Consider the following 26,730-nt stretch of genomic DNA (forward strand, 5'->3'; position numbering starts at 1 on the left):
GGGGCGTAATGGTTTTCTGATTCCAGCAAAATGCCGGCTTATATGAAGTGTTGTTATGTTTTAAGGTGTGACATGATAATTTGACAGATGGTCGTATTTTCCCGATAAACGGTTGTAATCAGGGTTGAGCCTGCAGATCGTAGAAGTTATCCTTTTGTTATATACCAAAGATATAAATTCATATTTTATTGAATGCTCAGGTGCAGGCGACAGAGTAGTAAAAGCACCTTTGAACTTACTCAAAAGGGAGTTCGGTTATGAAAACCATCAATCAGTTTTTTCCGTCTATTCAGACCAGGAGAAAAGCCACTAAAACGACACTGGCATTGCTGATCAGCGCCCAAATGATCACCATGCCTTTTGCCTCATATGCTCAGACGACATCCGAGGCAGAACCAGCACAAACGCCCCTGGTTGCTTCGCGTACCATGGCTTCGCCCAACATCATGCTGATTTTTGATGATTCCGGGTCGATGGGGGCTGTGGCAGTTCCGGATTCGCTGGCATCCACCTTGTTTACAAACAATACCACTGCGATGATGTATAACGCGATGCTGCACCCGGATGACCGCGCATCAAACGGAAGTGGGTTGTTGTCAACCTCGACGGCACGATATGTGCTTTCGACGGCGACCAATGATTATTTTGCGGCTATGGGGCGATCTCCGCAGGTGAATAAGTTGTACTACAATCCTGCATCAACTTACAGCCCCTGGCTTTATGCAGACGGCACACCCATGCCAACCTATTCTGCATCTGCGGCGCCGATTTATGCCGTAACGACCGCAGGAGCTGCGGCGGAGACAGTGAACAACACCACCATACCGCGTATTGACCTGACTTTTAAAAATACAAATTATACGTTTTCAACAAACTATTACTGTGGCCTTTATGGTGGAAGCTACGGGTGTACACGTGGATCAGGAAGGGTAATGCCTTTCACGCCGGCCATTTATTTTATATACAAGGGGCCCGATGCACATAACGATAATTTCACTTATTCCACGACCAATACCAACATCAGAAATATCAATAACTATAACCATGTTATTGTGGCCGATATCCCTTCATCGGGATTGAATATCTCCCAGATGTATCGGGATGCCGGGTATAACACCAGCGATCCGTCACAAAGCAATTACATTGAAATCAAACGAACGGATTGCACCCAAAGCGGGGGAGACTATACCTGCAGCAAGGAACAGGAGTTCCAGAATTTTGCCAACTGGTATGTTTATTATCGCGGCAGAGCCCGTACAGCTATTGGCGCATTGAGCCATGTGTTTGCCAGAGATTATGGTATGCGCTTTCGACTGGGCTGGGCTAACCTGGCAGCCAGTTCCAGAAACATTGACAGCGTAGGTACCTACTCTTACGTCAAGCAGGGGGTCAGGCCTTTTGAGGATGCGTTCCGCAATACATTTTACAAATGGCTGTTTGCTTTTGAACGAGGAACCAGTAACAGCACGCCAACGCTTTCTGCACTGTATGAAGTTGGGACGTATTACTCTCAGGCGGACAACAGAGGGCCATGGGGCGCTGAACCCGGATCAAATAACAATACTCCTCATCTGGCATGCCGCAAGAGTTATACCCTGATGGTGACGGACGGCGGTTGGAATGAATCGGCTTTAACCTCAAAAGTGGGCAATGCGGATAATACCAACGGCTTGCCGATTGAAGGGCCGGATGGCAGAACTTACCAATACATTGCTACAGCGCCTGAAAACAGAATTTACCGTGACGCGACGAATAGCGGTTCTATGGCAGACGTTGCCATGTATTTCTGGAACCGGGATTTGCGACCAACCCTGGCCAATGAGGTGCCAACCTCTGATTCTGACCCGGCATGGTGGCAACACATGACGACTTATACGATCGGCTTTGGGGTGAAGGGCGATATTACAGAGGACGATCTGGCATTGATTGCAGCCGGAAGCAAAACCTGGCCCAGTGTGGGGAGTGATTCGGCAAGTATCGGGCGTATTGACGACTTGTACCATGCCGCTATCAATGGGCATGGGGAATATGCGTCTGCCAGTGACGTTAACCTGCTGATCGACAGCCTGGCTGCCATGATGGAAAGCATGGCTGTATCGAGCCAGCCTTCACCGCACATTGTGTTATCCAGTGATTATCTGGAGGCAGGCAATACGGCTTTTGCACCCAGCTATGTCACAGGGACATGGACCGGCGACCTGTCTGCTTATAAATTGGCCAGTGGCGGAGGCCTGGGGGCACTCCTGTGGAATGCCAGCAGCAATATACCGACTTATGCAAACCGCAATATCTGGATCGGTACAGGAGGGGCAGACAGAGCGGTCGAATTCCAGTGGAGTTCGCTGTCTTCCAGCATGCGGACTGCTTTACAGGCACAGACACTCAATTCAGCAGAAGACCTGGTGAAATTCCTGCGTGGAGATAATACCTATGCCAATAATGTGACATTCCGCCAGCGCAGCAGTGTGTTGGGTGACATTGTGAATTCCAACCCGCTGTATGTGAAAGATGCTGTCAGCCTGGGATATGGGTCACTTTCCCATACGTCAGGCGGGAGTGTGTATTCAGAGTACCACAGCGAAAAAGCGAACCGGGCCGGTATAGTGTTCATTGGCGCTAATGACGGCATGCTGCATGCCTTTGCGACCGACGGGGTGGATGCGGGCAAGGAAGTGTTTGCTTTTATTCCCAATGGGCTTTTGTCTAAACTGGGACAGTTGGCATCGCTGAACTATGATAAAAACCACAGATATTATGTGGATGGTTACCTGACGCTGACCGATGCCAACCTGAATGGTTGCAGCGCAGTATCATGCTGGCGCAATGTTTTGCTGGGGTCAGCCGGAGCTGGCGGCAAAACCATATTTGCACTGGATGTGACCGATCCGAATGCTTATGCCAAAACAAGCACGAACACCCCCAGTACGGGGAGCGTTAAGAATACGGTATTGTGGGAGCTGACGCCGGATACCGCAGGCAGTGAAATGGGATTTGTGATGCAGCCAATTCAGGCCGGGTATACCCGAACCGGTGATTGGGTAGGCATATTCGGCAATGGGCCCTATAGTGATTCAGGTCAGGCCTACCTGTATGTGGTGAACCTGAAGAACGGCAGCATCATTCAGAAAATTGCCACAGACGCTACTGTTGGCAATGGCCTGATGGGGGTGACGCTGGTTAGGAACTCCAGTCAGATCATTACAGGGGCGTATGCCGGCGACTTGAAAGGGCGGATATGGTATTTTGATCTTTCCAGTCAGATCAGTGCCAGTAACTGGAGTTCGCGCAAGGTATTCACCACGCAGAACAATCGGCCAATCACACAGGCCCCGGCGCTATATCCACACCCGAATGGCGGCAGAATGGTGCTGTTTGGTACCGGGAAATTCTATGACACGGCCGATACGGGAGACACCGGGACAGATGCCATCTATGGTGTTTGGGACCGTTCTCACATCACACCGACACCATCAGCGGTAACATATAACGAACTGCTGCACAGAAGCTGGGTACAATCAGGCTCGTACTATACAGTGACTGATGCGACGATCAACTGGACAACGCAGAGAGGCTGGGATTTGCCGCTGACGATGGAAGATGGGCAGCGCAGCCTGTATACACCGACTGTCATCGGAACCGATGTGGTGTTTGATACATCGTTGACAACGATGGATACCGATACCGGCAGTCTGGCGGAAAGCTGCGAGATTGGTGGCATCAAGGGTATTTCCATCATTGTTAACCTGTTCAGCGGCGGCTTGCCGTCGATTCGGTGGGATACCAATGGAGACGGCGTGATTAATGATGACGACGGGTACTACATTGGCTACCGTACGGATTCCAGTGGCCCTTCCTACATCGGGTACAACCCGGGGCTGGGCAGTGGAACGGGAGGTGATGCGCTTGGTGTTGGATGTCCCAATGGCTATGTGGGAATGAGTGTGGGCGGTGTTGCCAGCTGTAAAAAAGCATTTGACACCAGCACCTGGACTCAGATGTTCTGATACAAAGCTGTAACAGGCTTGAGCAAAGAAGGGCTGCCGTTTTGGCAGCCCTTTTGTCATGAAAGTGAGTATGGCAGCTGATATGCGTTTGCATGTATCATGGCTTATGCCCGTATTACAATAACTGCCAGTGGCGGGTTATGGTAAAGGCAATAGGAGTATGAATTGAATAAGGCTTTTGTCAAAGAATCAGATGCGGAAGATGACGATGCTGAGCCGCAACAGGTGTTGCTGCCAAAGGGCAGTAAAAATTACATCACACCAGCTGGTTATGCCCGTTTGCAACTGGAATTGAAAACGCTGGTTGAGAGTGAGCGCCCTAAAGTTGTGGATATTGTCAGTTGGGCGGCATCTAATGGGGACCGTTCAGAAAATGGCGATTATCTGTACGGGAAAAAGCGCCTGCGTGAGATTGACCGGCGGATTCGTTTTTTGACCAAGCGGTTGGAGATTGCGCAGGTGGTTGATCCCAGTGTGCACCATGGCAAGGAGCAGGTTTTTTTTGGCGCAACTGTCACTTATGTGAGAGGTGATGGTTCTGAACAGACCATTACCATTATGGGCGTTGATGAGGCTGATCCGCTGCAAGGGCAGGTCAGCTGGGTTGCTCCAGTCGCCAGAGCATTGCTGAAATCCAGCGTAGGTGATGAAATCCGCTTGATGACGCCTGCCGGTATTGAAATGATTGAAGTGGTTGATGTGTCGTATCCTGCACCCTCATCTGACCACTCTGCATCAAATTAAACACATATATCAAATGACGACAGCCAGCAGACTGCCGTGCATATAGTTTTGTGTGTTGTGTACGGATTTTAAGGGGTCAGGCAGCCAGGGCCGGGGGTTTAATGCGCCCGGCTTTAAGCACCAGGGCTTCGCGCCGCAGTGTTTTAAGTGCAGAAGCCAGATGGATACGGTTACGAACACTGAGCACCATGCGGAATGTGTCAGGTGCATCCAGTGGGCCTTCACCCATGTCAATGCGTACAATGTCAGCGCCAATCGCGGCCAGCAAGGCGCTGATGCGTACCAGCAAACCTTGACGCGTTTTGACCGTAACCCATACTCCCACTTCAAACATGCGTTTGGTTTCGTCGGCCCATGCAACATTTAACCAGCGCTCGCTGTCTCTTTGGTGGAGCTGGTGTGCAATGCTGCAGTCGGCGGTGTGGATGGTCAGGCCTTCGCCATGCCCCAGGTAACCGACAATTTCATCCCCCGGAATTGGAAAGCAGCAGCGCGCATATTGGATCAAGATGTCTTCTGTACCATCCAGTAACAAAGAGGATTGCTGAATGGCATCGTCACTGCCGGAATAGCGGCCCATGCTCAGCAACACCATGTCTGGCCGGGCACCTTTTTCGGTCAGCAGCGTGACCAGGTGTTTGGCTACAAGGTGGGAGACGCGTTTGCCTAAACCAATGTCTGAAAGCAGTTCGTTGCGTGATGTGTTGCCGGTAATGCGCGCCAGTTTTTCCCAAATAGCGGTATTCTCGTTGTCATTGGGGGGCAGGGCCGGGTAGCCTTCTGCACGCAATGACTGCGCCAGCATTTTTTCACCAATATTGACGGCGGCATCCTGGGCCAGTGTTTTCAGGTGCGCGCGGATTTTGGCTCTGGCCCGGCCAGTACGCACAAACGTCAGCCATGCCGGGTTGGGATGTGAGACAGGGGATGTGATGATTTCCACCACATCGCCATTGCTGAGTACGGTACGCAAAGGTACTTGTTCGCCATTGACCTTGGCTGCAATGCAATGGTCTCCTACATCACTGTGGATGGCATAGGCAAAATCGACAGTGGTTGCGCCTTGCGGCAGCGTTGTGATGCGGGATTGCGGCGTAAAGACATAAATGGCATCTGGATGCAGGTCGACTTTGACGTTTTCCAGAAATTCATTGGCGTCGCGTGTTTCACTTTGAATATCCAGCAGCGACTGCATCCACTTGGCATTGGCGTATTCGTCATTACCATCACTGTGGGTGGCCTTATACAGCCAATGGGTGGTGACACCCCATTCCGCAACATGATCCATGAAATCGGTCCGGATCTGAAATTCGATGACGGCACTTGCGGGGCCGATCAGTGTGGTATGCAGCGATTGGTACCCGTTGACTTTGGGAATGGCAATGTAGTCTTTAAAGCGGCTGGTTAAAGGGCGATAAAGCTGATGTAGAGCCCCCATGACGGCGTAACATTGTTCGACTGACTTGGCGATGATGCGAAAGTTGAACTGGTCTGTTACCTGGGCAAAACTCTGCTGCTTGTCGTCCATTTTGCGGTACAGAGAGTAAAGGTTTTTTTTCCAGCCAATAATCTGTACCGGCAGGTTAGCGTTTTTCAGCATCTGGCTGATCTCAGCGCTGATGCGCTGCATCATATCGCTGCGCATGCTGAATGCATTGTTGACCGCTTTTTCCAGTGTTTTGGAACGCCAGGGCCAGATGCTTTTCAGCGACAGGTCCTGCAGTTCGCGATACAAGCGGTTGATGCCCAGCCGGTTGGCAATGGGGGCATAAATGTCCATGGTTTCGCGGCCAATACGGCGCTGCTTGTCTGGCCGCAGTCCGCCCAGTGTGCGCATGTTATGCAGCCGGTCAGCCAGTTTGACCAGAATGACACGTACGTCCCGTGACATGGCCAGCAGCATTTTGCGAAAGGATTCTGCCTGTCCTTCCTCACGGGTATTGAACTGCATTTTGTCCAGCTTGGTGACGCCATCGACAATGTCTGCAGTGGCAATGCCGAACCGCTCCATGATCTCTTCTTTGCTGATACCGCAGTCTTCAATGCTGTCGTGCAGCAGGGCAGCCATCAGGGTATTGACATCGAGTTTCCATTCGGCGCAAATGCCGGCTACTGCAATGGGGTGGGTGACATAAGGTTCACCACTTGAGCGGAACTGCCCCTGGTGCACACGGTCGGCAAAGTTGTAGGCAGAGCGTAACAGGCCTGCATCAGCGGCACTTAAATAGCCTACTTTTTGCACCAGAACAGCAAAAGCAGCGGCTGAAATATCGTTATTGACGGAGGAGGGTTGTTCTGATGATGCCCGCAAATCCAATCCTTATCCTTATTTTTTAGGCTTGACTAGTATAAGTATCTATTGTTTTAAAGATTTTCGCTCGTATAAACTGAAATATTTGACACATTCACGCAACGCTTTATTCCGTGTACTACAGCACAGCGTCTGCCAGCCGGGCCAGGTTGCAGGCTATTTTCCGGATGCGCGGGCGGCGCTGCCAGTCAGCAAAATTCAGGCGCGAACTCTGCTCAATGTAGGTATTTTGTATGGTTTTGACCTGGTTGGTCAGTTGGCGGTCATAAATAACCAGGCTGATTTCGGCATTCAGGGCGAATGAGCGCACGTCAATGTTGGGAGAGCCAATCAGCGCGACCTGGTCATCAAAGGTCATGTGCTTGGCATGCAGCAGCCCCGGCCGGTAAAGGTAGATTTCAACATTGGCCTGTAGCAACTGGTCAAAATAGGATTGTTGCGCCAGGTTGGTGATCAAATGGTTGGAATGCTGCGGGAAAATGAGTTGTACCTGTACGCCGCGTCGCGCAGCCACGATCAATGCGGTTAAAAAAGGCTCATCCGGAATGAAATAGGGGGTGACAATGCAGATGGATTTCTGGACGGCATAGATAAAAGCCATCATGACATCACGGTTATTTTCATGTCCATACCCAGGACCACTGGGAACAACCTGGGCTGCGCTGCCGGATGCAGGCGTTTCAGGCTTGAGCAGGGTAAACAGGTTTTGCGTTTGGCTGTCGTCAAGCGCCTGGCGGGTTTCGGTATACCAGTCAGCCAGAAATACCGCCTGCAATTGGGAAACCACAGGGCCGGTTACGCGCACATTCAGCTCTTCATTGGGAAAACCTGGTACAAACGATGGGTCTACCAGATTTTGTGAACCCATATGGGCAATCTGCCCGTCTATCACCGCGATTTTGCGGTGGTTGCGCAAATCAAACCGGGCTACATTTTTGCGCCACAGGCTGACCGGCAACGCGCCATACACTTCAGCGCCGGCAGCACGCAGTTGGGGTGCCTGGTGCTTCAGGCCATGCCGTGCCCCTACGGCATCGAGCAGGATGCGGACGCTGATACCACGGCGGGCGGCTGCACACAAGGCATCGGTAAAGCGCTGGCCGGTTTGGTCATTGCCATAGATGTAATACAGCAGATGGATTGAATGTTGTGCCGCTTCAATATCCTGCAACAGGCGATCAAGCAGAATGTCATAGCCTGAGAGGACTTCAATCCGGTTGTTTTCTGTTGCAGGAAACTCTCCCAAAGCGGTCGCCAGATCGATATGGTGCTGTAACTGGGGGTCCGGTGAGCGGTAAGGCGTAAAGCCGCCGGGGGTGCTGTGAATCAGTTGTTCCCCTGCTTCCTGTATGTGCAGTTCAGCCTCACGGGCAAGCTGCAGCCGTTGTTGGGGGACATAGATACGGCCAATCCAGGCGTATAAAAGCAGACCCGGTACCGGCAAAAAGAAAATCAGCAGCAGCCACGCACGTGCTGCGTTGGGGGTGCGTTGCTGGGGGACATAGATCAGCATGGAGATGCGAATCAGCCATTCTGTCAGCAGGTAAATGGTTGACCATGACCAGTCCATCAGTAACAACTTTCCTCCAGGCTGCAGGCTTTATGCAAAGTCAGATAGCTTTAAACAAAATGGCGCCTTGAATGACGCCATTTTATGGATTAGGAAACACCGCATTCTCTGAGCGTACAACGGCATCAGTGCAGGTGCGAATGCCGTATGGACTCTATGATCAGGTCGGTGCCTTTTTCAGCATTTCAACTCCAACTTCGCCGGCAGCAATTTCGCGTAAAGCTGTAACTTCAGGTTTGTTTTTGCTTTCGATTTTGGGCGCATGTCCCTGAGAAAGCATGCGGGCACGGTAAGTTGCTGCAAGCACCAGTTGGAAACGGTTCGGGATTTTTTTGATGCTGTCTTCAACAGTAATACGGGCCATGTTTTTACCTTGATATGCAATGGAAAAGTGAAATTTTCAGGCGCGTTAACTAATTTCCAACTGCCGGAATACTTCGGCATAACGGTGTTTTTGGCACATGTAGCGCAGGCGCTGTGAGTGCACAACCGTTTTCAGATCAAATAACGCGGTTTCAAAAAGACTGTTTATTATAACAAAATCAAACTCTTTTGCCTTGGACATCTCAATACGGGCGTTATTGAGCCGGGTTTGAATGACCTGCGGGCTGTCTTCCCCACGCCGTTCGAGCCTGGCGCGCAATTCATCCATGGATGGGGGCAGAATAAAAATCAGGACGGCAGCAGGGAATATTTTTCTGATCTGCAACGCACCCTGCCAGTCAATTTCCAATATAACATCTCGTCCTTCTTTGAGACGGGTTTCAATTTCATGGCGGGATGTTCCGTAACAGTTTTCATGAACATTGGCCCACTCGACAAATTCTTCCCGCTGGATCATGTCCTGGAAGGTTTGGTGTTCAACAAACCAGTATTCACGGCCATTTTTTTCCTGCCCCCGAGGCGGCCGCGTGGTATGAGAAACCGAAAGGGTCAAGCCTGAGTCCAGTTCCAGCAGCGCTTTAACCAGGCTGGATTTTCCAGCCCCGCTGGGGGCCGCAATGACATACAGGTTGCCGGGGATGGTTGATGGGGCAGGGGTTACGGATGTCATGAAAAATAAAAAATCTGATCAGATGAGACAGAACCGCATATCAACATAAAAAGCATGGCAGGATAGGGGCCCTGATGATCTGTGCCATTATAACGGGCTCCGCGATGATTGAGGGGCAGAGCATCCGTTTATTTGAGATCATGGTTGTGCCATTTGTGCAGTTGCCGTGAGGATGCAAAGGGAGAATGGCGCCGAATCTACCTCAGATCAGGTGCCCGTCACGCCCCAGTACCTGGTCAATCCGATGAATCAGGGCTTCATATTCTGCGTTGGGTTCAGGGGCTGTTGCAGGCTCCAGTGGGAGTGTCAGCGCCATTTCATCAGGGGCGTTGCTTTTCTGGCTGAGCATGACGGCCAGATTCAGGGCGGCGAGCACGGCAATGCGTTCGCGTGCACGCAATTTACCGCCATCGCGGATGGTGCACATTTCGCGGTCAACTTTGGCAACGGCTTCCAGCAATTCCTGTTCTGCCCCTTCGGCGCAACCCAGCAGATAGCTTTGTCCCATAATACGCACTTCAATTTGTCTCATGCTTATTCTCCAGATATCTGCGGAAATTCGGCCACCGAGCGGTCGGTACTTTCTGCAGCAGGGATACGAGACAACAGCGTATCAATGCGCGTACGCGCAGCGTTCAGGCGAAGCTCCAGTTGATGACGCTCCTGCTGCAAATCAGCAACCTGCTGCTCAAGGAGCCGGTTGGTGCGTTGCAGTTCTTCGTATCGTAATAGCAGGTGTTCAACCCGTTGAGTCAGGTCTTGCAACTGAGACATCCGTGCGCTTCTCCCGTAATATGACCAATGGGCTGCAAAGCCATTATCAAGCCTGATCATGCAGCCGCGGTTCATTGACCATTTTAGTGTAAGTTGTTGAATAAAGGCGATACCCCGCCAATTTCGTGCAATTAGACCTTGATACCGTGTCAAGAGTACAAGCGGGTGGGGTCGTTGTCAATATGTCTCTGACGCAGCGATGGCCACGTAATGAGGTTGCATTTCATCTGTGACCGTGGCACCATCTTCACCTTATGAACCATAACAACCCTGATGCCGACAAGCATTTTGATTATGTCGGCCTGATGATTCTTGTGCTGCCGCCCTTGTTCTGGGCGGGTAATTTTGTGGTGGCACGTGCGGTGCGCGAGTCGATGCCACCGGTATCATTGGCATTTGGCCGTTGGGTCATTGCACTGGTTTTTCTGCTGCCGTTTGCCTGGAAGGCAATGCGAAAAGACATGCCTCTGTATTGGCAGTATCGCTGGCGTGTGCTGGGCGTGGCGCTGGCCGGGGTGACGGCGTTCAACTCACTGGTCTATGCCGGTTTGCAGACAACAACGGCAACCAATGGCATTTTGCTGAATTCTTTCATCCCGATTCTGATTGTGTTTTTTGGGGCGCTGTTCTATGGGCACCGTTTGCGCGTGATTCAACTGTGCGGGTTGTTGCTGTCATTTACTGGGGTGCTGGTTATTATTGTGCATGGCCGCTGGGATAATTTGCTGTCGTTGTCTTTTTCCCGGGGAGATCTGATTATTTTTTCGGCCATGGTCTGCTGGGCGTTTTATACCCTGTGGCTGCGGGTGATTCCGCCGCAGGTTGACCGGGTGGGGTTGACCGCCATTCAGATTGTGATTGCCGTCGTTGTCTTATTGCCGTTTTTCCTGTGGGAGTGGTCAACCGGTGCCAGGCCGCATTGGAACACGGGCTCGATTGCTGCTTTGGCCTATGTCGGTATATTTCCCTCTGTGCTGGCTTATGTGTTGTATAACATCGGGGTCGCACGTGTCGGGGCAGCAAGGGCAGGTGTGTTCATTCACCTGATGCCGGTATTTGGCGCACTGCTTTCGGTTCTGTTTTTACACGAGCAACTGCACTTGTATCACCTGATTGGCATTGGCGCCATTTTCATGGGCATTGGGCTTTCGGGGCGGCAAAAGTAAGGAGGCCACCCCGGGCGCTTATTTGCCGTCAAAGCGGAACGTGTAAATGAGATCGACAGCGGTATTTTCACCGCTTTCACCGCGCAAGGTCAGCCGGCGCGAAATTTCATAAAACGCGTAGAAAGTGCCCATGGCTCCTGTCAGGCTGTGCTCGTATGAGACATAAAAATTGTCCGACAGGCGTTTGCTCAGTGTAATTGTGGCATTGGCCAGCGTGTCATCTTCGTTACCGCTGCTGGCTGTGCTGTTGCTGCTGCCAAATGAAATTTCATCCAGCCCAAGCGTATTGGCCAATTGTTCTGTGACGCCTGTGCCGCCACCACCACTGAGCAGTGCCAGCGCAGCCTGCTGCAAAATAGCCGCTTCTTTGCCATCGGCAGAGGCCGGGCGGCCCAGTACCAGCCATGACAGGATTTCACTGTCCGGCAGACCCGAAGCAGAATACAACTGGATGCTGGGCTGCATGGCGGTGCCGGTAACTTTGACGCCAACGGTTTCTGAGAGGTTGGGGCGTATGGCCAGTATATTCAGTGTCGGGTTGTTATAAGTGCCCGAAAAACGGATGATACCGGTTTCAATGTTCAGGTTCTGCGCATAAGCACGGAAACGGCCATTGAAGGTTTCAATGTCGCCAATCAGGCGGGGCGTAAAGCCCTGGTTGCCAACGGCCAGTTCTCCGCGCAAATAGGTTTGCAGGCCATAGCCCTGTACCCTGAAATTGCGCCCCATATTGAAGGTGAGTGCAATGTGCGGAACAATGCCGGGCGTCGCGGCAGTGCGCGAGGCATCGGTATCTTTGCTTTCAGTGCGCTGCGCCTGTGCCCGGGGGTCAATGATGACGACATCGTCATCAAGAGTGGGGGCGCCGCTGTCGCCCAGAATGATCAGTGCCTGGTCGACGCCGACATTGCCGGTGACGTTCAACTGGTTGTCTTTCAGGTTAATATTGACCTGGCCGGATGCTGTCAACTGGCGGTCATTTCGGATACTGGCACGCAGTTTATCAATCACAATTTTGAGGCTGGCCAATGGTGTTTGACCTGACCAGTCAAACTCACCCTGGGCTTTGACAATGCCGCCATCTGTTCCGCCGCCTTGGATGGAAAAGTCGTTCAGCTTTACATGGTCACCATCAAAAGTCATCTGTACGGTGCCATCGGTAAACTCCACCCCGTCAAGGACAGAGCGCAGCGAGATTCCCATGGCAGTCAGGCGGCCCTTGAGTTGCGGGCGTGAGAGTGTGCCGCTGAACTGTGAATCTAAGATTGCAGCGCCGCTAAAACGCCAGCCCGTGGGGGCCAGGGCGGAGGCAATACCGATCTGCTGCAACTGAATGACGGCCTCGCCGGAAAGGGGGGCATCCTCAGAGATGCTCCACTGGCCGTTGACCTGCTGCATGACCGTGGTGGCTTTCAGTTGAATCACGCTGGCATTTTCACTGTCCCAGATCAATTCAGCATGGACATTGCGCCCTTCATTGTAAAGTTTGATGCGTGCATCTCTGATGCCCGCCTGCAGCCTTTCGGTACTGGTTGTGAAGAAGGCATTGCTGTCGGGCTCCAGGGTCAGGTCGCCACCGCTGCGGGCAATTTCTATGGAAAAGTCCAGTGCACTGCCCATGCGGATTTGCCAGGAGCCTTCAAACATCAGGTCACCGCTCAGGTTGAGGTCAGATAGCCCTGTTGGTGCCAGCGATGTCAGCCATGTCACGGGGAATGCCGCCAGTTTGCCGCTGGAGATGATTTCGCCAGCCTGCCAGGAGCTTTTTTCCCAGGCCAGCGAAGGCGTGATATCGGTATGCTCTGCAATCTGCAGGTTCAGTGTACCCGGGCTGACTTCAAGACGCTGGTTATCTGTCTGCCAACTGACCTGGAAAGGTTGCGCGCTGTTCAAACTCAACAGCGGTTTGACTTGTGGTGATGCGTTTTGGCGCGGTACGAGTTTGGCCAGTCCGGCACCCAGTTCATTGACATGAATCATGATCTGGTTGTTCTGCTGCCCGCCCTGGGCCTGCAGTTGAAGCTGTACCTGCTGTTGTTCAAGTGCCGCGGTAATTTGCGCTTCCAGTGTGGCCTGGTTGAGGTTTCCCTTCAGGCTCAGGAGAGTGTCTTGCAGGTGCACCAGCTCTTTTGTTGTGGCTCTGGGCTGGGGGCCTTTTTGCGATAACAGCAGATCAGCGACATTGATCTGTGCATCCAGCAGTGGATTTTGCCAGCCGTTTTCAGCTTTGAACTGCACATTGGCATTGCCTTTGGCATCCAAGGCATGAACGCTTTCCGGCAGTAACGGGATGGTGGCCTGTATCCAGGCCAGTGTTTTCTGTGCATCGCTGAGTTCCAGGTTAGCCTGTGCGGCACCTGACGTAGCGTTCAACTGGTCGGCCTGTGCATGTAAAAGCAGGCCGGGTGCTGTCAAGTCCAGTTTGCCATTGGCGGCATGGTTTTGCAGGATATATGTGCCTTGCCCGTTGATCGTGGCTTCGGCAAGTTTGAGCGCAGCATCAAATGTGATGTCCTGGGGCTGCTGCCTGGCTTGCAAGGTACCATAAATCTGCTCTGAGCCTAACTGGCTATGAATCGACTGCAGCGGAATGGGGCTGATGTCAGCCTGGATTTGCCATGTCAGAGGGGTGGATGCGGTACTTTTGGGTTGTGCCTCAGAAGCGTTTTCCGGAATGGCGGTGTTTTCCTGTGCCGGGAGCTGGAGCTGGCCTTGTGCCGTGATGGCGCCCTGGCCAATGCCGATATGCAGTTGATCGATTGTAATGGTCTGCCCCTGCCATGCAGCCTGGGCCTCTAGCCCGGAAACCGGCAGCAGCCCCTGATCCAATACGCCTGGAACGCTGTTGTTGATCTGGGCCTGTAGTTGCCAGATATCCTGCTGCGTAGTTTCGTTGCGCGTGGTGGTCACATGGGCGGCACCTGACAGGGCCGTATGTGGCGCTTGCGGCCAGAAAGCGCTGGCATCAAATGTGTGCAGCGTCAGATCAGCCTGCGGCAAAATCATGGGCTGCCAGGGGGTGACCGTGGCCTGCAAATGGATTGCATTTTGTTCACTGGCCGGCTGGCTGTCAGATGCAGGCAGGGCTGTTGGCGTTTGTGCCTGCGTGCTGTTTTCAGGCGTTTCTTCTGCCTGGCCTTCTGTTGACGCTGCCTCTGAATTGGCAGCTGGATTTTCGGCCGATACCACAGGAATGACCGTGGCCTGTGCATCTGCCTGGATATACAGCTCTGTCAACAGGCCATTGATGTTGACTGCCGCATTGACCTGTGCCTGTTGTTCGCTGCCAGGCACGGCAGATATCAACTGACCCAGCAACTGGGCGTCCAGTTTGGGGTTGGCTGCGCTCAAGGTGACCTGTGCCTGGTAGTTGCCTTGCGCAAAATGCAGGCTGTCGAGTCCCAGGTGGTGGGCGTTGCCGTCAAAACGGTAATTGACGGCAATATTGGAAACAACCAGTCCCTGCGCTTCTTCTCCAAAAATAAAGGTATTGACTTTCAGTTCGCCCAACTCAATTTGGATGGGCAAGCCAACATCAGCAGGGGGGGCAGAGGGTGATGAGGGTTCTGTTTTTTCTACCGGATGGGTAATGACTTGCAGCTTGTCGGCTGTAATATGGTTGACCAGCAGTTTGCCTGTAAACAATGCGGAAGATTGCCAGGCCAGATCGAGTTCGGTCAGTTGAATGTCAATGGCTTCTTGTTGCCAGCGCAAATGGCCGATATGCCCGCCATGGCGGATGGAGCCCTGTACATTTTCTGCCTGCAAGGATTGGCCGACGACAGGAACATAGCGTTGCGCCAGGGTAATGGCCTGGGCGAGCGAGCCTTCACGCCCGCTCCAGATCCATAGTGCAGCCAGGGCCAGCACGATCAGAATCAGCAATATCAGAAAAAAGCCGCCAATCCAGCGCAGCCAGCGTCTTTTCTTTTTGCCCGCAGGAGGCCCTGACGGAGCGGATGTGGAGGCAGATGAGCGCGCCACAGGTGCGTGAGCCGATGCGGCCTGGGCAGCAGTGCTGTGCTGCAGGCTGGGTTCTGTGTGGCGGTCGGATGGCTGGCTCATCTGTTTTTCAAAATTTGTTTTTTGCCAGGGTTCAGTCGGTTGGGTCTGAACTCAGGCTGGATAAATTATGGCATAGAAGTCATAGGGTGGAATGGATGGGGTACTCTGTCAAAAAGGTGGTCAAAATCATTTTAAAGTGTCGATATGCCTTTCATAGCAGAAGGCTGATCGTGCCCTTAGAAAACAAATCCTACGTTAAAGTGCAGCCGAATCTGTTCTGTTTTCAAGCCGTAAGCGAGGTCAAATTTAAGTGGTCCGACCGGGCTGCGCCAGCGTACGCCTGCTCCTACGCCGGTGTACAGGTTAAGGTCCTGCATGCGGTTGCTGACCGCACCTGTATCGACAAAGACAGCCCAGTCAAATGCGGTAGGGCGGTCATTGATAAAAATCGGGCGCTGATATTCTACGCTGCCAATGACCATGTATTTACCGGAGGAGGTGACACGGTTTTCTTCGTTGACGCCGATGTAGCGAAAAGCATAACCACGCACGGTGGTATCGCCGCCGGTACGAAACATCAGCGTGGAAGGAATCAGTGCACCTTCTTTAATAAAAACCCCGCCAAACTCACCGCGCAATTCAAATCGCCCGTTACGCCAGCTTTCCATCGGAAGATAACCCAGCATGCGGGTGCGGACACGGATAAACGGGTTGGTTTCCGAGCCGAACGTACTGCCAACGCCAAGTTCAACCCCCAGCCCCCAGCCACGTGTCGGCATGATGAAGTTGTTGAAGTTTCTTAAGGTCCAGGCCCCGTTGAGGGTGACTGACTGGAGGTCATTGATGCCGTTCAGGTTTTCTGTGCGTGCCTTGTCATACTGAACAAAGTAGCTTTTGTCGATCGGGTCGCTGGTAAATGAGTTTCCGAAGCGGGCCTGGGCACTGGTGGTTTTTTCGTCGCTGTTTTCCAGGTGCTCGAGTTTGCCGTAAGCCACCAGGCGCCAGTAATCATCATCGGGAATGGCCGACAGGGTGGTTTCTGCCTTCTGGTTGTCCTGGTCTACTTTCAGCGCGGTGACGGATTGCCAGCCCAGCAGGGGGACTTCGTTGTTGCGGTATTCAAAGGTCAGGCGCGGCCCATTATCGGTGCTGTAGCCCGGCCCGATGGTCATGGACTGGTAGTAGGCCTCGCGCACAATGATGTTGATTTTGGCAGCTTCAGGATTGGGGTCGGTCGGATCAACGTATAAAAAGACGCCATCAAAGTAACCGCTTTCAGCCAGCCGTCGCTGCGCTTTGGTCAGGTTGTCCAGCAGGAAGTCATCTCCGGCGCGCAGACGGGTGAAATTGCGTACCATGCGCTCGCTGTAGCGCTCAAGCCCCAGAATATAGTGTTCTCCCAGATAAAACCGTGGGCCGGAATCCAGCGTGACTGAGAGTGCTGCCGTGTTGTCCTGCGGGTTGATGGCAGCCTGGCTGGCACTGATTTTGCCGGCCGGATAGTATTGCGACGTCAGGCGCTGCAGCATATTGGATTTGGCGCTGGACCAGTTACTTTGTGTAAAAGGATCATCCTCGCGCATGGCCCAGCTCCATTGCAGCCGGCGGCGCTGCGATGAAATCAGTAGATCGGTCTGACGGTTCTGTATATCGCCTTCAAACTGCAGGCGCATTTCTTTCACCGTTGTAATCGGGCCTGGCTCTGCCTGGATTTGAATCAGCGGCAATTCACTGGCGGGATCGCGCTGGTCTGCCGGAATGACGGTAATTTTGATTTCAGGTGAAAAATAGCCCAGGGTACTGGTCAGGGAGCGGATGTTGTTTTCGGTATGCTCGAGCAGGCGGCGCAATTCCAGCGAAGTCAGGTCGGAAAGCATGCGGTAGCGATAAAGCTCCAGGTATTTTTCCAGCATGGATTGGATCTCTTTATTGCTGGATTCGACAGTGATATCGAAATTGGGTTTGTCTGATGTTGCAGAGTCTGCCCAGTCGATATTGGACTGGTTTTGATCCTGATCTTGGTCTGTTGTGGTTTGTTCGTCTTCGGACTGCTCTGCTGGTGATGTATCTGTTTGATCTGAGGCCTCTGCCGCGTTTTCCGGTGTTACAGACGCTGGCGGCGGGGTGTTCGGCACACTTTCCTGCGCCATGGCATGGTGGCTGCCTATGCTGATGACCACCATGATGCATAGCTGGGCCAATTGATTCAGGTGCCGGGTCATTTTGGGCAGATTGGCGAATAGGCGTTGTATATAAGTGCGCATGGGGCCGTTCTACACAAACTCAGATAAAGCAAAAGCAATCAAACATGGAAGTGGATGCATACAAAAAGGGCTATTCGCACTATTATGACAAAATGGCTGCTGCCAGAATAACCATACTGGTAATTGCCCCATTATCTGCTCATGAGATCCCGGAAATGCGCCTTGACCTCCGGCCACTCGCCTGCGGTGATGCTGTACATGACCGTATCGCGAATGGTACCGTCGCGCCGCATGGCGTGGCCTCGTAAAACACCGTCCAGCTTGGCACCCAAGCGCTCAATGGCTCTTCTGGATGCATGGTTGAAAATATCGGTGCGAAAGCCAACGACATTGGCATGCAGGGTTTCAAAAGCATGTGTGAGCAACAGGAATTTGCATGCAGTGTTGAGGAACGTTTTCTGCATGCGTTTGGCATACCAGGTATAGCCGATTTCCAGGCGTTTGAGCTCAGGGACAATGTCATGGTACCCGGTTGTGCCTACAATCTCGCCGGTGCTTTGGTTGATGACGGCAAAAGCAAAACGGTTGCCCTGTTCGCGCATGGCGAGTGCCCGTTCAATATAGCTCCTGGTATCGTCAGGTTCGGGAACAGAGGTGATCCTGATGTTCCACAACTGACCATCGGCTGCCGCTGCCGCCAGCGCCTGCTGGTGCTCCAGACTTAAAGGTTGGAGACATACGCCATAGCCCTCAAGCGTAACGGGAAGAACAAAATGTTTTTTTTCCATATACGATGTTCTGTTTTTTTCCCCCGAATGCGATCCGAGCATCCGGGGTTGTATGCCAGATCATACCGGGAAATGCGTTACAGCAGGAGTTGTCGTGCTAAAAAGCCAGCCAGCGAAGGTGGATGCCCTTTTGGTTTCAGGGGAAGTCTCAAGGGCGCCTGGTAGCTCTTTGCCGTACGCAGTCGATATAGCTGTGCCCGTCGGGCGGCAGGCCGCTGCGCTGTGACTCCCAGATCATCTTGCCCAGACATTCCATGATTTCATGGTGTGCTTCATGCAGGCTGCCTAATTTTTGGCTGAGTTTTTCTGCGGCATCACGAATGCCAATGGGCTGGTCGATGCTGACCTGCTCGGTAATGCTCAGGTGCATGGACAGGTGCAGGAAGGGGTTCACTCGGCCTTCTTCAACTGTAAAAACGGCTGCCAGCGCTGCATTTTCATCAGCCAGATCGGCATGGTACTCAGGATGCTGTTCCACCCATTGTGCAGCCAGGGCTTCCATAGGCGTTAATGGAATATGGTGTGTCAGTTTCCGGTATGTTTCACAAAAGAAGTGACGCACATCGTTTTGGCTGGGTGTAAACATGGTGGCAGGGCGGCAAGAATAATCATATGCAGGCCCAGAGGGCCTGATTTTGAGACAACTGAATGAGGCTATTTTCTCATACCCCTGGTTCTGGCACGTGCGCTGGGGCTAAAAGGGGGATGGGCCTGTATATATAAAGTGTATAAAGCCTGCCATACAGGTTCATTTGCATGGCAGGGGAGGAAAGTGGGTTTTCGTATTAATCAGTCATCAATGGATGCGCATACCGGGAGTGGCGCCTTCCCATGGCTCAAGCAGATAAAGCCCCGGATTGGCTTTTCTGTCAGCGTGTGATGCCGACAGGACCATGCCCTCGCTGATGCCAAACTGCATTTGCCTTGGCGCCAGGTTGGCGACAAGCACAGTCAGTTTGCCGATCAGTTGTTCCGGCTTGTATGCCGAAGCGATACCGGAAAACACGTTACGCAGGCGGCCTTCACCCACGTCCAGACTCAGTTGCAACAGTTTTCTGGAACCTTCCACGTTTTTGCAGTCGACAATTTTGGCAATGCGCAGATCCATTTTGGCGAAATCGTCAATCGTAATGGTTGGCGCCAGGGCTTCACCGCCGGGCAGCGCTTCGTTTTCAGTGCTGTTGGCTGATGAGGGTGCTGGGGCAGATGCTGATGTGGAAGGCGCTGCAGGTGCAGGTTCAAACAGGGCGTCCAGTTTTTTGGCATCAACACGTTGCATCAGGTGGTTGTAGGCTGCAATCCGGTGTGCACCCAGAAGTCTGGCGCTGTCGGCAAATTTCAGCGGAGCGACTTGCAGGTAGCTTTCCACCTGGGCGGCCAGTGCGGGCAAGACCGGTTTCAGGTAGATGGTCAGCAGACGGAATGCTTCAACGCAGGTGGTGCAGACCTCCTGCAGGCGCTGTTCCTGCCCTTCCTGTTTCGCCAGTTCCCATGGTTTGTTGGCATCCACGTATTCGTTGACACGGTCGGCCAGCGCCATGATGTCGCGCAAAGCACGGCCGAATTCGCGGCTGTCATAAAGCTCAGCGATTTGACCACTGATCTGTTGTAACTGTTGCAGGAGCTGGGTACTTTCTGCATCCAGCTCTGCGGTCAGTTGTCCGTCAAACCGTTTGGTGATAAATCCTGAGGCGCGGCTGGCGATGTTGATGTATTTGCCAATCAGGTCGGCGTTGATGCGTGCAAAAAAGTCTTCCGGCGTGAATGCTACGTCTTCGACCTTGGCATTGAGTTTGGCCGCAATATAGTAGCGCAGCCACTGGGCATCCAGGCCCAGATTGAGGTATTTGAGCGGATCAATGCCTGTGCCCCTGCTTTTGCTCATTTTGTCGCCGCTGGCTGTGGTGATGAAGCCGTGCGCAAATATGGAGTCCGGTGTCTTGCGGCCGGAAAATTTCAGCATGGCCGGCCAGAACAGGGTATGGAAATAAATGATATCTTTGCCGATAAAGTGATATTGTTCAACCGCCGGGTCTGCCATATAGTCTTCAAAGCTGCGTGTTTCGCCATAGCTCTGTTTGGCTTTGCCGCTGGTGAAAAAGTTTTTTAATGCAGCCAGATAACCGACGGGCGCATCCAGCCAGACATAAAAATATTTGCCAGGTGCATCGGGGATTTCAATGCCGAAATAGGGCGCGTCACGGGAAACATCCCAGTCGGCCAGGCCGGCTTCAAACCATTCGCTGGCTTTTTTGGCGACTTCGGGTTGCAGGCGGCCATCCTGTGTCCACTGTTGCAGGAACTCGACCACCTTGGGGTCGGAGAGTTTGACAAAAAAGTGTTCCGAAGACCGCAGTTCCGGCCTGACGCCCGAAAGGGCAGAGTAAGGGTTTTTCAACTCGGTTGGAGAATAGACAGAGCTGCATACCTCACAGGAGTCACCATACTGGTCTTTGGCGCCGCAAACCGGGCACTCTCCTTTGATATAACGATCCGGCAGGAACATGCCTTTTACCGGGTCATAGAACTGTTCGATGTCTTTGCTGTAAACCAGCCCGCTGGTTTTGAGCTGTTTATAGATTTCACAGGCCAGTTCGGTATTTTCAGGGCTGTCGGTACTGTACCAGTGGTCGTGCTCGATGAAAAAGCCATCCAGATACTGTTTACGGCCAGCAGCAATTTCCGCGACAAACTGCTGGGGTGTTTTGCCTTCTTTGCTGGCAGCCAGCATGATGGGTGCACCATGCACATCGTCTGCACCCATAAAATAGACCTGATGCCCGCACATGCGCTGGGCGCGAACCCAGATGTCGGCCTGGATGTACTCCATGATATGGCCAATGTGGAATTTGCCGTTGGCATAGGGAAGGGCTGTGGTAACAAAGATCTGGCGTGTCATGAATGCTTGGATGTTATGTGTATCAGTGGTAAAAACTGGTAAATATACCATTGTAGCGAGGGGTTGTGTGTTGTGCTGATAACTTTGTGCACCATGGTGATCTGACAACCTGGGAATATGGCGGCAGGCCCGAAAGGAAGGGCCAACAGAAAAAGCCGCCTGAAACGTATTTCGGCGGCTTTTGCTTTTTAAGCTGAGCAATGTAGTTGAACGAACACGCCATCCGGCAAAAGGATGGCACGCCTGCTCAAGGGTAAGCTTATTTCAGCTTGATTTCTTTATAGATCACGTGCTTACGGGCTTTGGGATCAAATTTGCTGATCTCAAGCTTGTCAGGCGTGGTCTTTTTGTTTTTGGTTGTGGTATAGAAATGACCGGTTCCAGCAGTGGATTCCAGTTTGATTTTTTCTCTTGTACCTTTGGCCGCCATGATGAATTCTCCTATGAATTAAATTTCACCACGGGCGCGCAGATCAGCCACAACCTGCTCTACACCGACTTTGTCGATTAAGCGCAGAGCTGCATTGCTGACGCGCAGGCGCACCCAGCGGTTTTCAGTCTCAAGCCAGAAGCGACGGTACTGCAGATTGGGCAGAAAACGACGTTTGGTTTTATTGTTTGCGTGGGAAACTTTATGCCCCACTTGTGGGCGTTTGCCCGTAACTTGACAGACGCGTGCCATGAGCACTCTCCGAAATCTTTAAATGAATGAATAAACGATAAACTTGCAAAACAGCAGATTATAAAGTGTTTTACAAAAAAAATCAAAGGCAATGGTTTTGCCTTTGCAGTGCGGTATGTGTGCCACACCGCAGCAAAGGCAAAAAATCAGTTATCCAGCCCGTTTTCTTCCAGGTAGCGCTGTGCGTCCAGAGCGGCCATACAGCCTGTGGCTGCACTGGTAATGGCCTGGCGGTAGACCTGGTCCTGTACATCACCGGCTGCAAAAACGCCCGGAACGGACGTCATGGTGGCATGACCTTCGCCGCCACCACGGGTCGTGATGTAGCCGTTTTTCATGTCAAGCTGGTTGGCAAATATTTCTGTATTGGGGTGGTGCCCAATGGCAACGAAACAGCCCTGAACTTTCAGGTCTTGCGTTTGTCCGCTGTCTTTGTTGCGCACCCGAACGCCGGTGACGCCTGTCTGGTCGCCCAGGACTTCGTCCAGTTCGGCATTGAGCATGAGTTTGATTTTGCCTTCCTTGACTTTGTCCATCAGTTTGTCAACCATGATGGCTTCGGCGCGGAATTTGTCTCTGCGGTGAATCACGGTCACCAGCCTGGCGATATTGGAGAGGTACAGTGCCTCTTCCACGGCACTGTTGCCTCCGCCTACTACGCATACATCTTGCTCACGGTAGAAAAAACCATCGCAGGTCGCACATGCTGAGACGCCTTTGCCTTTGAATGCCTCTTCCGAGGGCAGTCCCAGATAACGGGCAGATGCGCCGGTAGCAATGATCAGCGTGTCGCATGTGTACGTGTCGCCATCACCTTTGAGGGTAAACGGGCGGTGTTGCAGGTCTACCGTGTGAATGTGGTCAAAAATAATCTGGGTTTTGAAACGCTCGGCATGTTCAAGGAACCTTTGCATCAGGTCCGGGCCTTGGACGCCCATGACATCTGCAGGCCAGTTGTCTACTTCGGTGGTGGTCATGAGCTGGCCGCCTTGCGCCAGCCCAGTAACCAGCACGGGTGAAAGGTTGGCTCGTGCAGCGTATATTGCTGCTGTATAGCCGGCAGGGCCAGAGCCGAGAATCAGGATTTTTGCGTGTTGCGCCATGGTATTTTTAATTATCAGAATTGATATGCATTGTTTGTAAAAGTTAAGACAGAATTGTGCCTGTTATTTTCAAAGTATGCCGGTTGACAGGTTAGTTTCCAAGATGGCGCGATGGAATTCATGTTGAAAATGAGGTTTAAGGCCTTATATCATTGAAAGTACAGTGCCATGGTTTTACAACATGAGTTTAAACTCTTATTTATAATGCACTGGTCTATTATTTATGAGGGCACCCGCGGGTTAAGAGCCATAAGCGACCTAACCTATGTTATTTTGTTTGTGAATGCGAAAAATAAGCATTTTGTAAACCTCATTTTTCTGCAGTGAAGGAATTGACACATGGCTATGGTATCTAAGCTCGAGTTATTACGGCGTGTTCCCTTCTTCTCAATGCTGCCCGATGAAGCTGCGCAGGACATCGCGTCTGTCATTGTGAAACAACGTTTCCGTAAGGGCCAGTTGCTGTTTAGGCAGGGGCAGGCATGTCAGGCTTTTTACATCATCATGACGGGAGAAGCACGGGTTATCTCCTCAGATGAGCGTGATCGTGAAGTGATTCTGGCAACCCTTGGCCCAGGAGATTATCTGGGTGAAATGAGCATCATTGACGGTTATCCGGCATCTGCAACGATTCGGTTTGAAACGCAGTCCGATGTGCTGGCCTTGCCACGGGAAGAGTTCAAGCGCCATTTACCGCCTTCAGGCTCCGTGGCTGACGGTGTATTACAGGGGCTGGTGGCACGTTTGAGGCAGGCCGACAAAAAGATTCAGTCGCTGGCTTTGCTGGATGTGTACCAGCGGGTTGAGCATGTGCTGCGGGATGTGGCACAGGAGCGTGATGGAGAACTGATTATCAGTGGCAAGCTGTCCCGGCAGGATATCGCCAAAATGGTGGGAGCATCGCGGGAGATGGTCAGCCGTGTGATGCGGGAGCTGGAGAATAACGGTTACTTTGAAGTGCTGGAAAACGGGAGTCTGAGCCTGCGCCACGAAACAAGTGATAAATTGTCGCTGTCTTAAATTAGAATAGGTGAACAGAAGTATGATAAACTGTATGAATATACAGCAATGGCGTGTAGTTCATATTCACAACTGACCGAGATTGAATGGCTTCTTATCAGGTAGGATCATCCCGCGCAAAAGGGAAAAAACAGGAATTGCCGGCTGCAGGGCCGGCTTTTCGCTTCACAGAAGAACTGGTTCTGTTAGTGACTGGTCTGTTGGGCGTGCTGGTCGTTTTAATGCTGGCAACCCATTCTTTGCAGGATGCATCGTGGTCCACTTCGGGCATTCAGGGGGTGGATACTGCCAACAGCGTTGGTATGGCTGGTGCCTGGGTTTCCGACCTGCTGTATTACTTTTTTGGCTATTCTGTCTGGTGGCTGCCATTGGTCGGGTGTATTCTGTGGGCAAAGGCCGTCATCCGTGTTTTCCGTAAACATGGCGCTGCCACCGTTATCCACTGGCGTGTATGTGTTGGCATTGTGCTGCTGCTGGGCGCGTCGTGTGCGCTGGAGTGGAGCCGTTTGTATGGCGTTGAAAAATACCTGCCGGGTGTTTCCGGCGGTGTATTGGGGCAATGGCTGGGCATGCTCGGGCAGCATTGGGCGGGTTTTTCAGGTTCCGGGCTGTTATGGATTGCATTATTGCTTTTGGGGCTGAGCTGGTCTTTGGGTTTTGGCTGGATGAATGTGGCCGAAAAGCTGGGGGCGGCCGTGGAGTCGTTTTTCATCAGACTCAAGCAAAAGGCGGAGTCTGCTGCAGATGAAAAAATAGGGATTCAGGCTGCACAGGAGCGTGAAGCAACCGTGCGCCAAAAGCGGGAGCAGGCACAGCAGCACCCGGTGGCACCTGTGGTGATTGAGCCGGTGCTCAATGAGGTTGTTGAGTCTGAGCGGGTCATCAAAGAACGGCAAAAGCCCTTGTTCAGTGAGTTACGAGTTTCCGGCCTGCCCGAAGTCGGTTTGCTGGACAGTGTGCCGCAACAGCATGATGAGGCATCTGCCGAGACATTGGAGTTGACCTCCAGGCTGATTGAAAAGAAGTTGTCAGACTTTGGCGTGGAGGTTCAGGTCACAACGGCTTCGCCGGGGCCGGTGGTCACGCGCTATGAATTTGAGCCCGCCATTGGTGTGAAGGGGGCTCAGATTGTCAATCTGTCAAAAGACCTGGCACGTTCTTTAGGGCTGGTTTCACTGCGGGTGGTAGAGACTATTCCGGGAAAAACGACGATGGCGCTGGAATTGCCCAATGCCAAACGGCAGATCATCCACCTCTCAGAAGTGGTGGGTTCCAGCACGTACCATGATGCCAAATCGCTGCTTACGCTGTGTCTGGGTAAGGATATCATTGGCCGGCCGGTAGTGGCCGATCTGGCCAAAATGCCGCATCTGCTGGTGGCCGGCACCACAGGTTCCGGGAAGTCGGTGGGTATCAACGGCATGATTCTTTCCATGCTGTACAAGGCCGAGCCGTCGCAGGTGCGTCTGCTGATGGTGGACCCCAAGATGCTGGAAATGAGCGTATACGAAGGCATTCCGCACCTGCTGGCACCGGTGGTGACCGATATGAAACAGGCCGCCAACGCCCTGAACTGGTGTGTGGCTGAAATGGAAAAGCGCTACCGGCTGATGAGCAAACTGGGGGTGCGTAACCTGGCTGGTTTTAACTCGCGCATAGAGGATGCTAAGGCCCGCGGGGAAAGAATTGCCAACCCGTTTTCATTAACGCCCGAGAGCCCCGAACCGCTGGAGCATCTGCCCTATATTGTGGTGGTGATTGATGAACTGGCCGACCTGATGATGGTGGCAGGTAAAAAGATTGAAGAATTGATTGCACGCCTGGCACAAAAAGCGCGCGCCTCGGGCATTCACCTGATTTTGGCAACACAGCGCCCCAGTGTGGACGTGATTACCGGGCTGATCAAAGCCAACATTCCAACGCGCATTGCATTTCAGGTCAGCAGCAAGGTAGACAGCCGGACGATTCTGGACCAGATGGGCGCGGAGAGCCTGCTGGGTATGGGCGATATGCTGTATCTGGCGCCAGGTACCGGGTTGCCCGTGCGTATTCATGGTGCTTTTGTCAGTGACAGCGAAGTACACCGCGTGGTGGAATACCTGAAGAGCCAGGGGGAACCCAACTATATTGAAGGTCTGCTGGAAGGTGGTACGCTGGACGGGAATGGCAATGGCGGTGTTGCAGGCGGCGCTGAAGATGCGGAGGCTGATCCGCTGTACGATCAGGCCGTGGAAATTGTGCTGAAAAACCGGCGTGCTTCCATTTCGCTGGTGCAGCGCCATCTGAAAATCGGTTACAACCGTGCCGCCAGAATTCTGGAACAGATGGAAAATGCCGGGATCGTATCACCCATGTCCAGTAACGGGAACCGTGATATTCTGGTTCCGACTGGTGAGGAATAAAAAG

19 protein-coding genes are annotated in these 26,730 nt (G+C 52.5%); 5 read left to right on the forward strand and 14 right to left on the reverse strand.

The annotated features are described in order from the left end of the window. The first annotated feature begins 257 nt into the window (after positions 1-257). Together CUZ56_RS12330 and greB are read left to right on the forward strand one after the other, a co-directional pair. Positions 258-4,004: a pilus assembly protein gene (locus tag CUZ56_RS12330; RefSeq protein ID WP_126980707.1), complete on the forward strand. Its 3,747-nt coding sequence runs from the start codon at positions 258-260 to the stop codon at positions 4,002-4,004. Positions 4,005-4,169: 165 nt separating this feature from the next. After that, complete coding sequence (gene greB, locus CUZ56_RS12335; protein ID WP_126980708.1) at positions 4,170-4,748, forward strand: transcription elongation factor GreB; 579 nt, start codon at positions 4,170-4,172, stop codon at positions 4,746-4,748. Between the two features lie 76 nt (positions 4,749-4,824). On the opposite strand, the gene CUZ56_RS12340 is transcribed toward greB, so the two are convergent. The 6 genes from CUZ56_RS12340 to CUZ56_RS12365 all read right to left on the reverse strand — a co-directional run bounded on the left by CUZ56_RS12340 (position 4,825) and on the right by CUZ56_RS12365 (position 10,457). Continuing rightward, complete coding sequence (locus CUZ56_RS12340) at positions 4,825-7,059, reverse strand: RelA/SpoT family protein (RefSeq protein WP_239442459.1); 2,235 nt, start codon at positions 7,057-7,059, stop codon at positions 4,825-4,827. A gap of 118 nt (positions 7,060-7,177) precedes the next feature. Continuing rightward, positions 7,178-8,629 (reverse strand): cardiolipin synthase, encoded by a 1,452-nt coding sequence (gene cls, locus CUZ56_RS12345; protein WP_126980710.1) that lies wholly within the window; start codon positions 8,627-8,629, stop codon positions 7,178-7,180. A 160-nt stretch (positions 8,630-8,789) separates the two neighbouring features. Then, positions 8,790-8,993, reverse strand: a complete 204-nt coding sequence (gene rpoZ / locus CUZ56_RS12350) for a DNA-directed RNA polymerase subunit omega (RefSeq protein ID WP_126980711.1) — start codon at positions 8,991-8,993, stop codon at positions 8,790-8,792. Between the two features lie 45 nt (positions 8,994-9,038). Continuing rightward, positions 9,039-9,683, reverse strand: coding sequence for a guanylate kinase (gene gmk, locus CUZ56_RS12355; RefSeq protein WP_126980712.1), 645 nt, complete (start codon positions 9,681-9,683; stop codon positions 9,039-9,041). A gap of 202 nt (positions 9,684-9,885) precedes the next feature. Beyond that, a complete protein-coding gene (locus CUZ56_RS12360) occupies positions 9,886-10,215 on the reverse strand; it encodes a cell division protein ZapA (RefSeq protein ID WP_126980713.1) in 330 nt (109 codons plus the stop codon). 2 nt (positions 10,216-10,217) lie between these two features. Continuing rightward, positions 10,218-10,457 (reverse strand): DUF904 domain-containing protein, encoded by a 240-nt coding sequence (locus CUZ56_RS12365; protein ID WP_126980714.1) that lies wholly within the window; start codon positions 10,455-10,457, stop codon positions 10,218-10,220. A gap of 254 nt (positions 10,458-10,711) precedes the next feature. On the opposite strand from CUZ56_RS12365, the gene CUZ56_RS12370 reads away from it, so the two are divergent. Continuing rightward, on the forward strand, positions 10,712-11,623 hold the full coding sequence (locus CUZ56_RS12370) for a DMT family transporter (protein WP_126980715.1): 912 nt from the start codon (positions 10,712-10,714) through the stop codon (positions 11,621-11,623). An 18-nt stretch (positions 11,624-11,641) separates the two neighbouring features. Here CUZ56_RS12370 and CUZ56_RS12375 read toward each other — a convergent pair whose 3' ends face one another. The 8 genes from CUZ56_RS12375 to trxB all read right to left on the reverse strand — a co-directional run bounded on the left by CUZ56_RS12375 (position 11,642) and on the right by trxB (position 23,304). Further along, positions 11,642-15,688 (reverse strand): translocation/assembly module TamB domain-containing protein, encoded by a 4,047-nt coding sequence (locus CUZ56_RS12375; RefSeq protein ID WP_126980716.1) that lies wholly within the window; start codon positions 15,686-15,688, stop codon positions 11,642-11,644. Between the two features lie 176 nt (positions 15,689-15,864). Further along, on the reverse strand, positions 15,865-17,892 hold the full coding sequence (locus tag CUZ56_RS12380) for an autotransporter assembly complex protein TamA (RefSeq protein ID WP_126980717.1): 2,028 nt from the start codon (positions 17,890-17,892) through the stop codon (positions 15,865-15,867). A 131-nt stretch (positions 17,893-18,023) separates the two neighbouring features. Then, the gene (locus CUZ56_RS12385) at positions 18,024-18,620 is read right to left on the reverse strand and encodes a GNAT family N-acetyltransferase (RefSeq protein ID WP_126980718.1); all 597 of its coding nucleotides are present in this window, start codon (positions 18,618-18,620) and stop codon (positions 18,024-18,026) included. Between the two features lie 148 nt (positions 18,621-18,768). Then, on the reverse strand, positions 18,769-19,206 hold the full coding sequence (locus CUZ56_RS12390; protein ID WP_126980719.1) for a DUF1841 family protein: 438 nt from the start codon (positions 19,204-19,206) through the stop codon (positions 18,769-18,771). A gap of 210 nt (positions 19,207-19,416) precedes the next feature. Continuing rightward, the gene (metG, locus tag CUZ56_RS12395; protein WP_126980720.1) at positions 19,417-21,519 is read right to left on the reverse strand and encodes a methionine--tRNA ligase; all 2,103 of its coding nucleotides are present in this window, start codon (positions 21,517-21,519) and stop codon (positions 19,417-19,419) included. Positions 21,520-21,778: 259 nt separating this feature from the next. After that, positions 21,779-21,949 (reverse strand): 50S ribosomal protein L33, encoded by a 171-nt coding sequence (gene rpmG, locus CUZ56_RS12400; protein WP_126980721.1) that lies wholly within the window; start codon positions 21,947-21,949, stop codon positions 21,779-21,781. An 18-nt stretch (positions 21,950-21,967) separates the two neighbouring features. Then, positions 21,968-22,201, reverse strand: coding sequence for a 50S ribosomal protein L28 (gene rpmB, locus CUZ56_RS12405; RefSeq protein WP_126980722.1), 234 nt, complete (start codon positions 22,199-22,201; stop codon positions 21,968-21,970). Positions 22,202-22,347: 146 nt separating this feature from the next. Continuing rightward, positions 22,348-23,304 carry a thioredoxin-disulfide reductase gene (trxB, locus tag CUZ56_RS12410; protein WP_126980723.1) on the reverse strand — a complete coding sequence of 319 codons (957 nt, stop codon included), beginning with the start codon at positions 23,302-23,304 and terminating at the stop codon, positions 22,348-22,350. Positions 23,305-23,643: 339 nt separating this feature from the next. On the opposite strand from trxB, the gene CUZ56_RS12415 reads away from it, so the two are divergent. Continuing rightward, positions 23,644-24,324 (forward strand): Crp/Fnr family transcriptional regulator, encoded by a 681-nt coding sequence (locus tag CUZ56_RS12415; RefSeq protein WP_126980724.1) that lies wholly within the window; start codon positions 23,644-23,646, stop codon positions 24,322-24,324. A gap of 86 nt (positions 24,325-24,410) precedes the next feature. After that, positions 24,411-26,726, forward strand: a complete 2,316-nt coding sequence (locus CUZ56_RS12420) for a DNA translocase FtsK (RefSeq protein ID WP_126980725.1) — start codon at positions 24,411-24,413, stop codon at positions 26,724-26,726. Positions 26,727-26,730: the final 4 nt, after the last annotated feature.

The organism is Saezia sanguinis (genome assembly GCF_003991585.1).
In the GTDB taxonomy this organism is placed as follows: Bacteria; Pseudomonadota; Gammaproteobacteria; order Burkholderiales; family Burkholderiaceae_C; genus Saezia; species Saezia sanguinis.

Bases quoted from the DNA above. Each gene is read 5' to 3' on its own strand.
- CUZ56_RS12330 (WP_126980707.1), top strand. From the start codon at position 258: ATGAAAACCATCAATCAGTTTTTTCCGTCTATTCAGACCAGGAGAAAA.
- cls (WP_126980710.1), bottom strand. From the start codon at position 8,629: ATGGACTGGTCATGGTCAACCATTTACCTGCTGACAGAATGGCTGATT.
- rpoZ (WP_126980711.1), bottom strand. From the start codon at position 8,993: ATGGCCCGTATTACTGTTGAAGACAGCATCAAAAAAATCCCGAACCGT.
- gmk (WP_126980712.1), bottom strand. From the start codon at position 9,683: ATGACATCCGTAACCCCTGCCCCATCAACCATCCCCGGCAACCTGTAT.
- CUZ56_RS12360 (WP_126980713.1), bottom strand. From the start codon at position 10,215: ATGAGACAAATTGAAGTGCGTATTATGGGACAAAGCTATCTGCTGGGT.
- CUZ56_RS12365 (WP_126980714.1), bottom strand. From the start codon at position 10,457: ATGTCTCAGTTGCAAGACCTGACTCAACGGGTTGAACACCTGCTATTA.
- CUZ56_RS12370 (WP_126980715.1), top strand. From the start codon at position 10,712: ATGAACCATAACAACCCTGATGCCGACAAGCATTTTGATTATGTCGGC.
- CUZ56_RS12375 (WP_126980716.1), bottom strand. From the start codon at position 15,688: ATGAGCCAGCCATCCGACCGCCACACAGAACCCAGCCTGCAGCACAGC.
- CUZ56_RS12380 (WP_126980717.1), bottom strand. From the start codon at position 17,892: ATGCGCACTTATATACAACGCCTATTCGCCAATCTGCCCAAAATGACC.
- CUZ56_RS12385 (WP_126980718.1), bottom strand. From the start codon at position 18,620: ATGGAAAAAAAACATTTTGTTCTTCCCGTTACGCTTGAGGGCTATGGC.
- CUZ56_RS12390 (WP_126980719.1), bottom strand. From the start codon at position 19,206: ATGTTTACACCCAGCCAAAACGATGTGCGTCACTTCTTTTGTGAAACA.
- metG (WP_126980720.1), bottom strand. From the start codon at position 21,519: ATGACACGCCAGATCTTTGTTACCACAGCCCTTCCCTATGCCAACGGC.
- rpmG (WP_126980721.1), bottom strand. From the start codon at position 21,949: ATGGCGGCCAAAGGTACAAGAGAAAAAATCAAACTGGAATCCACTGCT.
- rpmB (WP_126980722.1), bottom strand. From the start codon at position 22,201: ATGGCACGCGTCTGTCAAGTTACGGGCAAACGCCCACAAGTGGGGCAT.
- trxB (WP_126980723.1), bottom strand. From the start codon at position 23,304: ATGGCGCAACACGCAAAAATCCTGATTCTCGGCTCTGGCCCTGCCGGC.
- CUZ56_RS12415 (WP_126980724.1), top strand. From the start codon at position 23,644: ATGGCTATGGTATCTAAGCTCGAGTTATTACGGCGTGTTCCCTTCTTC.
- CUZ56_RS12420 (WP_126980725.1), top strand. From the start codon at position 24,411: ATGGCTTCTTATCAGGTAGGATCATCCCGCGCAAAAGGGAAAAAACAG.